The 13,042-nt window shown below is 58.9% G+C and carries 10 protein-coding genes and 1 pseudogene; 6 read left to right on the top strand and 5 right to left on the bottom strand.

The window, feature by feature from the left end; all coding sequences use genetic code 11:
* On the bottom strand, nucleotides 1-193 hold a 193-nt coding region (locus tag C3Y91_RS29525; RefSeq protein WP_168576121.1), incomplete at its 3' end, for a MobA/MobL family protein.
* Nucleotides 194-485: 292 nt separating this feature from the next.
* On the opposite strand from C3Y91_RS29525, the pseudogene tnpC reads away from it, so the two are divergent.
* Together tnpC and C3Y91_RS29535 are read left to right on the top strand one after the other, a co-directional pair.
* Nucleotides 486-2,009: pseudogene (tnpC, locus tag C3Y91_RS29530) on the top strand (IS66 family transposase); the annotation flags it as partial.
* A complete protein-coding gene (locus tag C3Y91_RS29535) occupies nucleotides 2,009-2,305 on the top strand; it encodes a hypothetical protein (protein WP_018067892.1) in 297 nt (98 codons plus the stop codon). The pseudogene tnpC and the gene C3Y91_RS29535, both read left to right, overlap by 1 nt.
* 430 nt (nucleotides 2,306-2,735) lie before the next feature.
* On the opposite strand, the gene C3Y91_RS29545 is transcribed toward C3Y91_RS29535, so the two are convergent.
* The 4 genes from C3Y91_RS29545 to C3Y91_RS29560 all read right to left on the bottom strand — a co-directional run bounded on the left by C3Y91_RS29545 (nucleotide 2,736) and on the right by C3Y91_RS29560 (nucleotide 6,642).
* Nucleotides 2,736-3,647 carry an HNH endonuclease gene (locus C3Y91_RS29545; protein ID WP_018068323.1) on the bottom strand — a complete coding sequence of 304 codons (912 nt, stop codon included), beginning with the start codon at nucleotides 3,645-3,647 and terminating at the stop codon, nucleotides 2,736-2,738.
* A 237-nt stretch (nucleotides 3,648-3,884) separates the two neighbouring features.
* A complete protein-coding gene (locus C3Y91_RS29550) occupies nucleotides 3,885-5,138 on the bottom strand; it encodes a type II toxin-antitoxin system HipA family toxin (protein ID WP_020397306.1) in 1,254 nt (417 codons plus the stop codon).
* Entirely contained in the window at nucleotides 5,131-5,442 is a 312-nt protein-coding gene (locus tag C3Y91_RS29555) for a helix-turn-helix domain-containing protein (protein WP_024323610.1), read from the bottom strand. Before C3Y91_RS29555 ends, C3Y91_RS29550 begins: the two co-directional genes overlap by 8 nt.
* A gap of 183 nt (nucleotides 5,443-5,625) precedes the next feature.
* The gene (locus C3Y91_RS29560) at nucleotides 5,626-6,642 is read right to left on the bottom strand and encodes a LacI family DNA-binding transcriptional regulator (protein WP_075226037.1); all 1,017 of its coding nucleotides are present in this window, start codon (nucleotides 6,640-6,642) and stop codon (nucleotides 5,626-5,628) included.
* A 178-nt stretch (nucleotides 6,643-6,820) separates the two neighbouring features.
* On the opposite strand from C3Y91_RS29560, the gene C3Y91_RS29565 reads away from it, so the two are divergent.
* The 4 genes from C3Y91_RS29565 (at nucleotide 6,821) to C3Y91_RS29580 (ending at nucleotide 13,000) form a co-directional block, all read left to right on the top strand.
* The gene (locus C3Y91_RS29565; RefSeq protein WP_130657917.1) at nucleotides 6,821-9,565 is read left to right on the top strand and encodes a glycoside hydrolase family 2 TIM barrel-domain containing protein; all 2,745 of its coding nucleotides are present in this window, start codon (nucleotides 6,821-6,823) and stop codon (nucleotides 9,563-9,565) included.
* 47 nt (nucleotides 9,566-9,612) lie between these two features.
* Complete coding sequence (locus C3Y91_RS29570; protein WP_018068317.1) at nucleotides 9,613-10,707, top strand: ABC transporter ATP-binding protein; 1,095 nt, start codon at nucleotides 9,613-9,615, stop codon at nucleotides 10,705-10,707.
* 73 nt (nucleotides 10,708-10,780) lie between these two features.
* Nucleotides 10,781-12,040, top strand: a complete 1,260-nt coding sequence (locus C3Y91_RS29575; protein ID WP_168576122.1) for an extracellular solute-binding protein — start codon at nucleotides 10,781-10,783, stop codon at nucleotides 12,038-12,040.
* A 66-nt stretch (nucleotides 12,041-12,106) separates the two neighbouring features.
* Nucleotides 12,107-13,000, top strand: coding sequence for a carbohydrate ABC transporter permease (locus C3Y91_RS29580; RefSeq protein WP_168576123.1), 894 nt, complete (start codon nucleotides 12,107-12,109; stop codon nucleotides 12,998-13,000).
* Nucleotides 13,001-13,042 lie beyond the last annotated feature (42 nt).

Raw genomic sequence — 13,042 nt, forward strand, 5'->3', positions numbered from 1 at the left:
TCGCCCAATAAGCAGAAGACCCAGCCGGCAAGACGATCTCGGCATGCTCGACACCCTGCCGGTTACTAAAATCATGGGTCAGCCCATCGCGCTCGTTGGTCAGCCGCTCGGCCGCACGATAGGCGGCCGACGCCACGGCGCTGCGGCCACCGCTGCGGGCGATCGGCTTCATGCTGAGATGATAGATCGCCATCGCCCTCCCCTTTGTTAGCGGGCCGCCGGCCCGCGCTTTGAGTTGCCCCGCAACTCGTAAGTGCGCCCTTGTGCCTTCGTCGCTTCGCGCCTTCGGGCACTGGTGGGAGCACGCGGCAATCTCCCGATGACCTCGTAAGCCGTTCACCCGGTTGCTTCCACGCGCAGATTTGCGAGTAGCCGACATGCACCCATCGCTGCAGCATCTGCGCATGCGATCGTGTGCGGTCATTGTCCTGATGGCGCTGGGCCGATCGCTGATGGTGGAACAGGGAGACAATGACAGTGGCACGCAAGCGCATGATCAGTTAATCCAAACGCTGCGGCTGCGCATTGCCAAGCTGAAGAAACAGGTCTTCGGCAAGTCCTCCGAAAAGATTGAGCGTGAAATCGAGCAGTTGGAACTGGCGGTTGAGGATCTGTTGATCGCCGCCGCTGAAGGCAGTACGGCGCCAATCGATGAACCTGATGAGGCGGCGTCTGTTGTTCCCTTGGCGGATACGTCTGAAAAGATCATGCGCCGGCGCCCACGCGTCTCGGACAAGGCGGTTCGCGAGCGCCGAGAGCTCGATCCTGGCTCCTGCTGCCCGGAATGCGGAGGTGAATTGCGTCTTGTCGGTGAGGACGTCAGCGAAATCCTCGACATGATCGCCGCGCAGATGAAAGTCATCGAAGTTGCTCGACTGAAGAAGTCCTGCCGCTGCTGCGAGAAAATGGTGCAGGTGGCAGCACCCAGCCGCCCGATACCGGGCAGCATGGCCGGCGCTGGCCTCTTGGCGTACATTCTGGTCTCGAAGTTCGACGACCATTTGCCACTGTACCGTCTGAACGAGATCTTCGCCCGCATGGGCGCCGACATTCCCGACAGCACGATGGTTGATTGGTGTGGTCGCGCCATGCAGGTTCTGCAGCCTCTCATCGAGCGGATCGAAACGGCGGTCATGGCAAGTGACCTGCTTCATGCGGACGACACCCCGATCAGGGTGCTGGATCGCTCGCTGCGAGACAAGGGGTTGGGCAAGGGTGTGAAGAAGGGCAGGATCTGGACGTATGTCCGCGATCAGCGTCCATGGGCAGGCAGTTCCCCGCCCGGTGCAGTCTACTATTTTGCTCCTGACTGGAAAGAAGAGCACGTCCACCGCCACCTCAAGCAATCAAGCGGCATCCTTCAGGCTGACGGCTACAAAGGATATGGCAAGCTATACTCGCCTGGAGAAAAGGGAGAATCTCGCTTCAAGGAAGCCGCCTGCTGGGCTCATTGGCGACGAGACTTCCACGATATCTGGACATCAAACAAGTCCGAGATTGCGCGAGAGGCTCTCGATCGCATCGGAGCGCTTTACGACATCGAGCGAGGCATCAACGGCCAGCCTCCTGAGATCCGGCTTGCCGCGCGTCAGACCCAGAGCAAGCCTAAGGTCGATGCATTCCGCCACTGGGCTGAAGCTCAACTAACGCGCATTCCGGGCAAAGGCGATCTGGCGACAGCTTTCCGCTACGGTTTGAGCCGATGGTCTTCACTCTGTCTGTTCCTCGAAGACGGCCGTGTCGCGATCGACAACAATGCTGCCGAACGGGCACTGCGCCCAATCGGCGTCGGAAGACGCAATTGGCTGTTCGCAGGAGCCGATACAGGAGCGGAGACCTTGGCACGCGCCATGACGATCATCGAGACGGCAAAGATGAATGGTCTTGACCCGCAAGCCTATCTGACTGACGTGCTCGATCGCATCCACGATCACAAGATCAATCGACTCGACGAACTCCTTCCGTGGAACTGGTTGACGATCACCGCAATCGACGCAAAGGCAGCCTGATGGCGACAGTCACCTACGTCCGTACGATCAAATTTGTTGCCGAAATTCTCGAAGAGGACCCGGAACTTCTTCAGGCAATCGTCTCCAACGATGATAATCTGAGCTACGGCAGCATCATCTCCGTGTACACCGGAGACGACGAATCCGTGACCGCACTGACGGACGACGGCATGGACGAATTGGAGCAGATGCTCAAAGATGCCCGCCGCACATCCCAAGAATGGAACGACTTCCTCGACAGCTTTGTTGACGACGAGCTGCTCGTCGCTCGCATCAAAGCAAAATCGCCGCGGTAGCAATCGGGCGGTTACTCTCGGTGCGCAAGGCACCTTTAGGGGTCAAGCGCGCCAACAAAGCATCGCGCAGATCATCCAGCGCGGCACCATGGCGCAAACGGTCATCGCCGCGCGCCGTCCCGCTGGCGATCTCTAGGGCCGCGATCGCGGCTTCCTAACGGATCTGCAGCCGGTCGAGCATTGGGTCGGCGACGCGCCAGCGCCGTCGGCGGTCCGGACCATCTACCGCCTCGACATTCGTGAAAACGGTCTCCAGCGCTTCTGTCATGCGCTGTGCTGTTCGATGCGAGACCGCAAATTCCTCACAGATTTCATCCAGGCTGACCCCTGTGCGCCGCGTGGTGGCTAGCCGCGCCAGCCTGATCAGATCCTAAGCCTTGGAGAGCGACATGAGACAATTCCTTAGGCCGATTACAACCTGTCGCTCGTTTCAGTGCTTGAAGGTATTCTCGCGATGCCAATGAATGAACTGGGGATGCGGCCGCTCAACAATTCCACTCGGCACGATCGCCCTTCCTGTCTTGTTGATAAGACCCTGTATGCTGTTACGATCGTTTGCATGGCGCGAAACCAGGATTTCGAGATCATCCGACAGGCCGATGAGGCCTCGATCAAACATCCAATGGGCGGTCCCGGACAACGCTATCCCGTTGGAGAGAATATCAGGGCCATTTGCCTCGACTGGGCGGATATGGGCCGCATCCACCTCAGCACGACCGCCACCATTGATCAGCTTTAATCCCGTAATCGCGCATCTCTTGTCGTAGGCTTGCAGGACGAGACGACGAAACAGACGATTACGAACTATGCGCGACGAAAGCTGCATAACCCGATCCCTCTCCTGCTCGACCATGAAGGGGACCTGAACTCTATCCGAGAAACCACTCGGCAATAGCGTCTCTATCGGCTCGCCCGATCGGGGTAACTCAGGCTGATCTTCCGCCAGACCTAGCGATAGGATGCGATTGAAATCTGCCGCCGATACCGGTCGCACTGCCGCCTGTGCCCGCCCTGAAATCCGACCCTCCTCGTTCAACACACCTCGCTCGATGACGCCGTCTGGCCCATTGAACGGAACGGCATTGACGAAATCGAGATAGCTGCCGGGTTCGATCAACGCCAAATACATTCCAGGTGTCTTGGGGTCTGAAATGACCTGCGCGACCTTAGCGACCGCGAAATATCCTCTCGTTGCTGCAACTTTTCGGGGCTCGTAGTAGATGACCCAGTCGCTAAGACAGGCTTGGACGCGACCGAGATATTGGCTCGGGAACTGATATTGTTCAGCCGGGCTGTCGTCGTAGATCGAATCTGTGCGGTGAATGAAAACCCCGAATCCCATGTGCAATCTCTACCATGGTGACCGCCATTCAAAACAGGGAGATCGGTCACAATGCACGCCTTCAAGCGCGTCGTGCCTTATCGCGAGAGAATGCCGCCGCGCTGCATGTCATCCAGGAAAGTCCGGTCGCTCAGGATCGTCGACGATGCCCTTTGGCAACGGGTGAAAATGCGCCAGGAAAATTTGCGTGCCGGCTAGTGCGGGCCCTGTGCCGTTCGGACAGACGACGCCGTTAGGCTAATCCGCGCACGTGCTGAGGATTGGTATCATCAACTTCACATGAGCATCGATCCGCTCAAGTACTTTTGCCGGAACGACCTCACGCTCCGGCAGCAACCACCAAAGCTCGTTGACACGTTCAACGGTATCGACCACCGCTTTGAGCACCGCCGCTTCCGGCAAACGTGCACGATTGGCGAAGACTTTCCATCGCTGTGCATTCATCGCCTTGAAGGAACGCTCGCCGGCGAGCGACAGCGCCATGGCATCCGCGGGGATGTAGGGAATGGTCGACAGCACATCATAAATTGGAGCGAGCTCGGGTTTATCGCACGCGCCAGGATAGATCAGAGACCAGTTCTTGAGATGCATGTCGCCATTGCCGGTGATGGCGGCCAACGCCAGTCGACGGACAAATTCAATCGGCGCCGCCGACGATACGGCGATGCCGAGAGCAGCAGCAATATCGTGATAGGCTGCGCCCTCGTATTTGCGTGAGGGATAGATGCCAAACACCTGAGCGAAATCCTCGATATGAATTCGTTCGGCACGAGCGCCACGATCGAAACGTTTGACGAGCAGGACTTTTCCATCCGACAACGTCTCGAACTCCTCCGGGATGCCCTCGAACTCTGCTTGCTCGACGAGTTCACGTTCCGGCACTTCCATGCCGATCGCTTCAGCCAGAGCGAGATTGGCATATTCATTTTCCGAGACGCCGGGAAACGACGTCGACGGAAATTTGGCAATATAGGATCCCTGCTCATCGCCCAGTGGCAGCGTCAGACCGCCGCCCTTGCCCGTGTTCTTGATGACGGAAAGTTTCATCTGCACGCCGGCGAGCGAAAAGCGGGCCTTTGATTTGAGAGGTGACGGATCGTCGACGCGAGCAACCGTTCCTTCGCTTGGCACAACGCGGACGGCACCCGGCAGATCCGACCCGAGTGCAACCAGCAGATCAAAGTCGTTTCCGGCGCGAACACTGCCAGCGTGGTGCTTTTCCATCGCCTCACGCAGCTTGTCCTCGGGAAGAAGATTGGCAAAGAACGCCGGCAACGCTCTGGCAACAGGCTTGGGGTCTTTGCGCAGACCGCCGGTGGCTGCGCGGAAAGACAGGCTGAGCACCGGAAAGCCGCCCGTTGCGCGATAGCTATCCTCGAAGCTGAACGCGTTGAAGTCGCCGGGCGTTCTGACAATCGTGCCAACCTTCAGGTCATTCAGCAGCACTTCAAGTAACGATATGGATCTTGGATAGAGAGGAGCCTCAGGCATTTGCATCACCATCGGCGCTGGCCACGAACGCCGGAAGGTCGTCTTCAGCACCATCGGGCTGCAGCAGGGCATCAACCGCCGGGATCATAGCCTGCGGGATGAGCATCAGTTCAAGACCGAGCGCCCGAGAAATGTTGATCAAGGTCGTTGTGCGAGCAGCGGCGCTTCCAGCCTCGATCTCGCGATAGCGAGGACGCGATATGCCTGCCAAGTCGGCGACCTGCTCTTGAGTGAGCCCCAAGTTTTTACGTGCCGTTTTCAACAGCCGGCCGATCGCAAGCAAAGCCTCTGACTCAGCAATCATTTGATCTCTAAACCTATCATCGCCCATTGAATGTTACGTTTACATATCTCTACTCCTTCAAGTAGTCAAGGCAATTGATCTATTTACAGATCATATTATGGATTATGATCTGTTTGCATACCTTTTTAGAACACTGCGGGTCGCCCCAGTTAACTTCGACGGGACAACTTTAGAGGTATCAAATCACGAAGAATCCCCACGTGCCTTCACGAGGCGGGCGACGGAAGCGCGCAAGATTAACGGGCATTCCATCTTTAACCGTACTGGCGGCTTCTTCGGCTGCGCCACCTTTTCTAGAAGCTCAGCCACGGCCCATTGGCCCATGTCCTCGTGCGGCAGTTTCAACGTGGTGAGTGGCGGCAGGATTTTTCGGGCAAGGCTGTCATCATCGAAGCCAACGACAGAAATGTCTTCGGGGATTTTCAAGCCACGCAGTCTGATTGCATCATAGGCGCCCATCGCCACCCGGTCTGAAAAACAGAACACTCCTGTCGGCGGGGACGGCAGGTCGAGCAGCTGCAACATTTTCTCACGCCCAAGATCGAGCGACCATGCGCCGGACACAATCAGCTCCGGATCCACAGCGATATCGTAGGTGGTAAGCGCCTGGCGATAGCCGCTTAAACGATCTCGGGACGCTTCAAGCCGCTCCTTGCCTGCGTCGATCATGGCTATGCGACGATGTCCGGCCTTGATCAGTGTCTCCGTCGCCGCAAAACCGCCGGCAAGATCGCCAGGAATGATCGACGAGAACTCGGCCCTTTGCTGATGGCAGTTCAAGAGCACGGTCGGGTAGTTGGCAAGTTTGGAGGGCAGCACCGGCGCCAACTGGGTGATGAGGGTGGCGTAGACCACTCCGATGATCTGGCGCCGACCCAGATAGTCGAGAATGACCTCTGCGAATTCGACCTGTCCGCCGGTAACGACGGTGATCGCCGCCAAGCCCCGTTCTTCTGCTGCCTCACGCACGCCTTCAATCAGCGGCGCGGCGTGATGCGAAGCCATCAGATCGTCGATCAAAAGCACGATGATGCCGCCGATCGGGCCATTGACGGGCGTGGTCTTCTGATAGCCAAGCTCCTCGGCCACAGCCAGCACATGAGTGCGCATCTTCTGGGAAACGCGCTTGCCGGGCGCCTCGTTCAGCACCAGTGAAACCGTCGCGTGCGAAACGCCGACCTTTGCAGCGATGTCGGACATTGTCGGTCGTTTCGTTATTTTGTCGTTCACGCAGTTTCTCTCTCAAACAGTTGGCATGCACGTTAGAAAATCTAACGGACAATGTGAAGCGGCGGGCTTGCGGGAGTTACATTTTTAAGTTACGAAACCTATCTGTAACTTATTTTGTGACTACATCCAACTGGAAAGCTTGCGGCTCATGACCATCGCCTCCCGCCGTTTCGCCGACACCCATTCCGGGCCGCGTGCGCGCCTGTCTCTCGACGGGACCTGGGACTTTCAGCTGGAGGGACACGAGCCCGCGACGATTGCCGTGCCCGCTCCTTGGCAGGCGCACTTTCCGGATCTACGCGCCGCCGCGGGCGTGGCAACTTATTCGCGCACGCTTACCGTGCCGCAGAAGTGGCAAGATCGCCAGGTGATCGTACATTTCGGCGCGGTGAACTATTTCGCCGAAGTGTCGGTCAATGGCAGGCGCCTCGGCTCTCACGAAGGCGGCTATCTGCCGTTTGAATTTGTCATCCCCGCCGATCTGCTGGGCGGTGAAATGCGTCTTGACGTACGGGTCGCGCTGCCGAGTTCTGACGGACGGGCTTTCCCCGACTTTCCATTCGATGAAATCCCGCACGGCAAGCAGAGCTGGTACGGTATGTTGGGCGGCATCTGGCAGTCGGTCTGGCTGGAGTGCCGCTCTGAGGCCCATATCGCTCACCAGGGCATTCGCGCCGACCTCGCCACCGGCGGCGTGACGGTTGATGTCGAACTGGCCGCGGCCTTCACTGGTGCGTTGAACATTAGGCTTCTCGACCGCAATGGCGCGGTGGCGGCGTCCGCCGAGCTTGCTCTCAACGGCGCGGCACACGCCTCGGTCGCGCTCAAGGTCGCCAAGGTCGAGGCCTGGTCGCTCGATGATCCTGCGCTTTACCGGGCTGTCGTCGAACTGTGTCAGGGCGACGTCGTCATCGATGCCGACGTCCAGGATTTCGGCTTTCGGACGTTTGAAGCGCGAGATGGAAAGTTTTTCCTGAACGGCCAGCCATTCTATATGCGCGGCGCGCTGGATCAGGATTACTATCCCGAGGGCATTTACACCCCGCCGTCACTGGAATTTCTGGAAGACCAGGCGCGTAAATCGAAGGAGCTTGGCCTCAACCTCCTGCGCTGCCATATCAAGGTTCCTGATCCGCGCTACTATGATGTGGCTGACCGCTTTGGCCTGCTGGTCTGGACGGAAATCCCCAACGTCCAGACGTTCACCGAGAAGTCGGCGCAGCGCCTGCTCGATACGATGGAAGGGATCCTGCGCCGCGACGGCAACCATCCCTCTATCGTGATCTGGACCATCATCAACGAAGACTGGGGGACGCGTCTTGTCGAAAGTGCCGATCAGCGCAGCTGGCTGGACAACGCCTATCATTGGCTGAAAAAGAAGGATCCGACACGGCTGGTGGTGGACAATTCCGCCTGCATTCCGAACTTCCATGTCGTCTCCGACATCGACGATTACCACTATTACGCCTCGGTTCCGGAAATGGCGCGCGAGTGGGCCGATTGGGTTTCGGCCTTCGCCAAGCGGCCCGACTGGTCCTATTCGCCGAACGGCGATGCAAAACGGCGCGGCGACGAGCCGCTCGTCGTCTCCGAGTTCGGCGTCTGGGGCCTGCCGCATCCAGACAAGCTGCTGCAGGACGGCAAGGAGCCGTTCTGGTTCATCAACGGGCTGGAGTGGGACAGCGAAGGTGCGACCTATCCGCATGGTGTCGAGCAGCGCTTCCGCACCTTTCAGTTCGACAAGGTCTTTCCGTCCTTCGGCTCCTTCATCGAGGACACGCAATGGCATCAGTTCAATGCCCTCAAATTCGAGATCGAAGAAATGCGCCGCCATGCCTCGATCCAGGGCTATGTCATCACCGAGCTGACCGATCTGCACTGGGAAGCCAATGGCCTCATGGACATGGAGCGCAATACGCGCGCCTATCACAACCGTTTCCACGAGATTAACACCGACGTGGTCATCGTGCCGCGCATGCAGCGCTATGCGGTCTGGGCGGGCGACACAGCCAGCATCGAGCTCGAAATCTCGACGGGCGGCAAGGCGCTGCCAGCGGCCGAGTTGAGCTGGAATGTCGATGGTACAGCCGCCGGCAAGATGGCGGTCGAAGCGGTGGATGCAACGTCAGTGTGCCGCCTGCCGGCAATTGAACTATCCTTCGCCGCAGAAAAAGCCGGCAATCAGGTCAGTGTCCAATTCACGCTGACCGCCGGCGATAAGGAGCTGGCACGCAACAGCCTCGATATCAGCGTCTATGCCCGCCGGCCCAAGCCTGTGCTTTCGGTTTCGTCCGCAGAGCCTGAGATCGCAGGTTATCTGGCCGCGCTCGGCTATGAGGTCGTAAACGCCGACAAGGCGCATGTGCGGGTTGTGTCGACATTGAGCCAGGCCGATATCGATGCCATGGAGCATGGCGCCCATTACGTGTCGCTGGCCGATGTTGCGCCCCTGCCATTTGGCAATCTGCGCAACGACCAGCCAAACTGGAATTATCCGACAGGAGGCGATCGCGGGCAGCCCATGCCGCAGATGCGCGTCACCGAACGCAACGGCACCATCTGGAAGGGCAACTGGGTCACCGGCTTCAGCTGGGTGAAGCGTTCCGGGGTATTTGAACGTCTGCCGGGCGGCCCGCTCACCGACCTATCCTTTGTCGGCGTCAACCCCAACCGCGTCATCACCGGCTTCCGGCCGATCCATTTCGACGGGCTGGTCCATGCCGGCACGATGGCGGGCTGGATTCACAAGCCCTGCGCGACCATTGCCGAACGGCGGGTCGGCTCAGGTCGTATCGTGGCCACGACCTTCGGCCTGATGCGCGAACCCGCGGGCGCCGATCCGGTCGCAGCGACCTTGCTTGATTGCATCATCGAGACGGCGGCCGCGGGATAGGCCGTTTGTAGAATTGAACCGCCGCACATGACCGGGAGGAGGTTTAAGTGGCCAAGACAGACGCAGGCGTGAGCATCCGCAACGTTGCCAAGAGCTTTGGGACGGTGGAAGTGCTCAACGACATCTCGCTCGGGATAGACAGCGGCGAGTTCATCGTCTTCCTGGGCGCTTCCGGCTCTGGCAAGTCCACCCTCCTGCGCATGATCGCCGGACTGGAGACGGTTTCGGGCGGAGAAATCTGGATCGGCGGGCGCCGTGTCGACCAGCTTGCCCCCGGCCAGCGTGACGTTTCCATGGTGTTCCAGTCCTATGCGCTCTATCCGCATATGAGCGTGCGAGAAAATCTTGCCTTTGGACTGGTCAATGTCGGTACGCCGAAAGCCGAGATTGCGACCCGCGTTGCGACGGCGGCCAGGATGCTGGAGATGGACCATCTCCTCGACCGCAAGCCAGCGCAGCTGTCCGGCGGCCAGCGTCAACGCGTCGCGATTGGCCGCGCCATCGTGCGCGAGCCAAAAGTCTTCCTCTTTGACGAACCCCTGTCGAACCTGGACGCCGGCCTGCGTACACGCACCCGTTTCGAACTGTCACAGCTGCATGATCGTCTTGGCGCCACGATGGTTTTCGTAACCCATGATCAGATCGAGGCGATGACGCTGGCGACCCGGATTGTTCTTCTGAACAAAGGACGGATCGAGCAGGTCGGCGCGCCAATGGATATTTATGCCCGCCCAAGCACACGCTACGTCGCCCAGTTCGTCGGCTCGCCGCCGATGAATTTCCTGCCAGTGGCACGGATTGAGAGCGGTCCGGACGGCGCGATTGTCACAACCGGCAGCGGCGTCGGGCTTCAAACCTCGGTTCCGTCCGACAGGTTACCCGGTGCCAACCTCACGCTTGGCTTGCGGCCGGAGAATCTGACGGTCTCGCCGCACGGCACGCTGAGGGGCAAAGTCGTCACAGTGGAGCAGATGGGCGACCGCTCTCTCGTCCACGCCGAACTCGCCGACGGGACGCAGGTCATCGGCGTTGACGCCCCAATCACCACGGCCCGTGGTGGTTCCGAAATCGCGTTTGCCGTCGAAGGAGCGAAGGCGATGCTATTTGATGAAATGGGCAAAGGGTATCACGCGGCCGGCTAGGCTGCGGAAAACAGTAAGGCCGCCCTCCGAAGGAGGTCCCGGCAGGAAAACTGATCATTCTGGAGGAGTGAGAATGCCTAACCTGTTGAGAACATCGATTGCGGCGCTCGCCGTCATGATTGCCTTCCCGGCATTCGCAGCCGAAAATGTCGTCTGGTGGGACTTTCTGTCGGGAGGCGACGGCGTGCGAATGAAGGCGCTGATCCAGCGCTTCAACGACGAACATAAGGACAAGATCCAAATCAAGGGCACCACCCTCGAATGGGGCATCCCGTATTACACCAAGCTGCAGACATCAACTGCTGTTGGCCAGGGACCTGACATCGCCACCTACCACCTGTCGCGCCTTGCCGGTGCGGTTTCGGCCAAGACCGTGTCGCCAATCGATCCGAAGGAGCTTGAAGCTGTCGGTTTGAAGGACAGCGACTATCCGCCGAATGCAATTGCCGCCTCGACGGTCGACAACTTGCGCTACGCCGTACCGTTCGACGTGCACGGTGAGGTGCTCTACTACAACAAGAATGTGCTGAAGGAACTTGGAGCACTGGGCAAGGACGGCAAGCCGACCGGCATCGATACGCTGGAAGGCTGGCGTGCGCTGTTGGCCAAGGCCAAGGAAGCCGGCAAGAACGGCGTCGTCATCGCGTCGTCCAGCGGCGATTTGCGCGACATCTATACCTTGTTCGGCCAGTTGGGCGGTCAATTGACCACCGATGGCAAATTCTTGCAGGGCGACAATTTCGACAAGATACAAAAAGCCTATGGCGAGGTCACCGATTGGGTGAAGCAAGGCTGGGCGCAGCCCTATATCGACCCTGAAACCATCACTCCGACCTTCCTGGCCGGACAATCCGCCTTCTTCCTGAACGGCAACTGGGAGCTGCCGACCATGGAAACCGAAGTGGCCAAGGGCAGCGGCTTCGATTACGGCATGGTGAACATTCCGGCTTGGATGGGCAAGCCCGCCAACTGGGCGGACTCGCACTCGTTTGTCATGCCCAACAATGTCGGCGTGACCATGACGCCGGAAAAGCGTGCCGCAGTTCTCGAAGTCATCAGATGGATGAATGTGAACTCACTGGAATGGGCCGGCGCCGGCCATATCCCGGCTTATTTGCCGGTCAGCACGTCTGATGCCTATAAGGCACTCAAGCCGCAAGCGGACTATGCCGCCATGGCGCTCAACGCCTTCTATATGCCGAAGACGCCGCTCACCGGCGCTGCGTCCAAGTTCGACGACGACTGGCAGAACATGGCGTCCGGACCGCTGAACGGCGACGGCGAACTGAAGGAGACACTGGAGACGTTCCGCGATCACATGAACTCGCAGTGACGTTTTCCTTCAACAGTACCCGGGGCAGCTCCTGCCCCGGGACCGCATAACCGAGGCAGGTGATAGATGGCTGCAGTCAGCAACAAGAAGCAGGACAGCCTGATCGCAGCGCTGCTGGTCGCACCGGCCGTCATCGCGTTTCTGGTGATCTTTGCCTATCCGACGTGGCGCATGGTGGCGATGAGCTTCACCAATGCGCCGCTGATCGGTCCCGGCGAGTGGGTCGGCCTCGACAATTACGCGCGCCAACTCTTTTCGCCTCAATTTCAGAAGGCGCTTCTGAACACGCTGTACTTCATCATTCTGACCGTCATTCCCGGCACGTCTCTGGCGCTGTTCGTTGCTATGGGGGTCAATCGTCTGACCGGGCGCATACAGATGTTAGTCCTGGCGTGCTTTTTTCTGCCTTCCATTCTGCCGGTTTCGGTGGTGACCCAGATCTGGACCTGGATCGCAAACATGCAATATGGCGTCATCCAGAATGTCATCGGGCTGTTTACCGGTGGCCGCCCGCTGCCGGTGCTGCGTTCGCCGACCTATTTCATGCCCTCTGTCGCCGTCGTCACGATCTGGTGGACGATCGGTTTCAACATTCTTCTGTTTCTTGCCGCCTTGCGCAGCATTTCGCCCGACATCTACGAAGCGGCGGCGCTCGACAATGCTAGCCGCTGGCGCGTGTTCTCAAAAATAACCTGGCCGCTGATCTGGCCGGTCACGGCATTGGTACTGACGCTGCAGCTGATTGCGCAGTTCAAGATCTTTTCGCAGCCGTATCTGCTCGGCTATTTCGCCCACACGCCGGCTGACGCGCAATCCGTAGTCATGACCGTCATCTACGATCTCGCCTTCAAGCAGAACAAGGGTGGAGAAGGTGCGGCCGTCGCTACCATACTGTTCATCATCATCCTGATTACGTCCGTCTTCCAATACCAATTCCTGCGCGCGCGAGGTGAAAAGTGAGCGTACTGGCAACCGATCAACAAGCGGCTCTGGCGCGGACAA

The sequence above is a fragment of the Rhizobium ruizarguesonis genome (assembly GCF_012349115.1).
Classification (GTDB): Bacteria; Pseudomonadota; Alphaproteobacteria; order Rhizobiales; family Rhizobiaceae; genus Rhizobium; species Rhizobium ruizarguesonis.

What these genes read in the sequence shown, in the direction of transcription:
- C3Y91_RS29535 (WP_018067892.1), top strand. Translation starts at nt 2,009, where the DNA reads ATGGCGACAGTCACCTACGTCCGTACGATCAAATTTGTTGCCGAAATT.
- C3Y91_RS29545 (WP_018068323.1), bottom strand. Translation starts at nt 3,647, where the DNA reads ATGGGATTCGGGGTTTTCATTCACCGCACAGATTCGATCTACGACGAC.
- C3Y91_RS29550 (WP_020397306.1), bottom strand. Translation starts at nt 5,138, where the DNA reads ATGCCTGAGGCTCCTCTCTATCCAAGATCCATATCGTTACTTGAAGTG.
- C3Y91_RS29555 (WP_024323610.1), bottom strand. Translation starts at nt 5,442, where the DNA reads ATGATTGCTGAGTCAGAGGCTTTGCTTGCGATCGGCCGGCTGTTGAAA.
- C3Y91_RS29560 (WP_075226037.1), bottom strand. Translation starts at nt 6,642, where the DNA reads ATGTCCGACATCGCTGCAAAGGTCGGCGTTTCGCACGCGACGGTTTCA.
- C3Y91_RS29565 (WP_130657917.1), top strand. Translation starts at nt 6,821, where the DNA reads ATGACCATCGCCTCCCGCCGTTTCGCCGACACCCATTCCGGGCCGCGT.
- C3Y91_RS29575 (WP_168576122.1), top strand. Translation starts at nt 10,781, where the DNA reads ATGCCTAACCTGTTGAGAACATCGATTGCGGCGCTCGCCGTCATGATT.
- C3Y91_RS29580 (WP_168576123.1), top strand. Translation starts at nt 12,107, where the DNA reads ATGGCTGCAGTCAGCAACAAGAAGCAGGACAGCCTGATCGCAGCGCTG.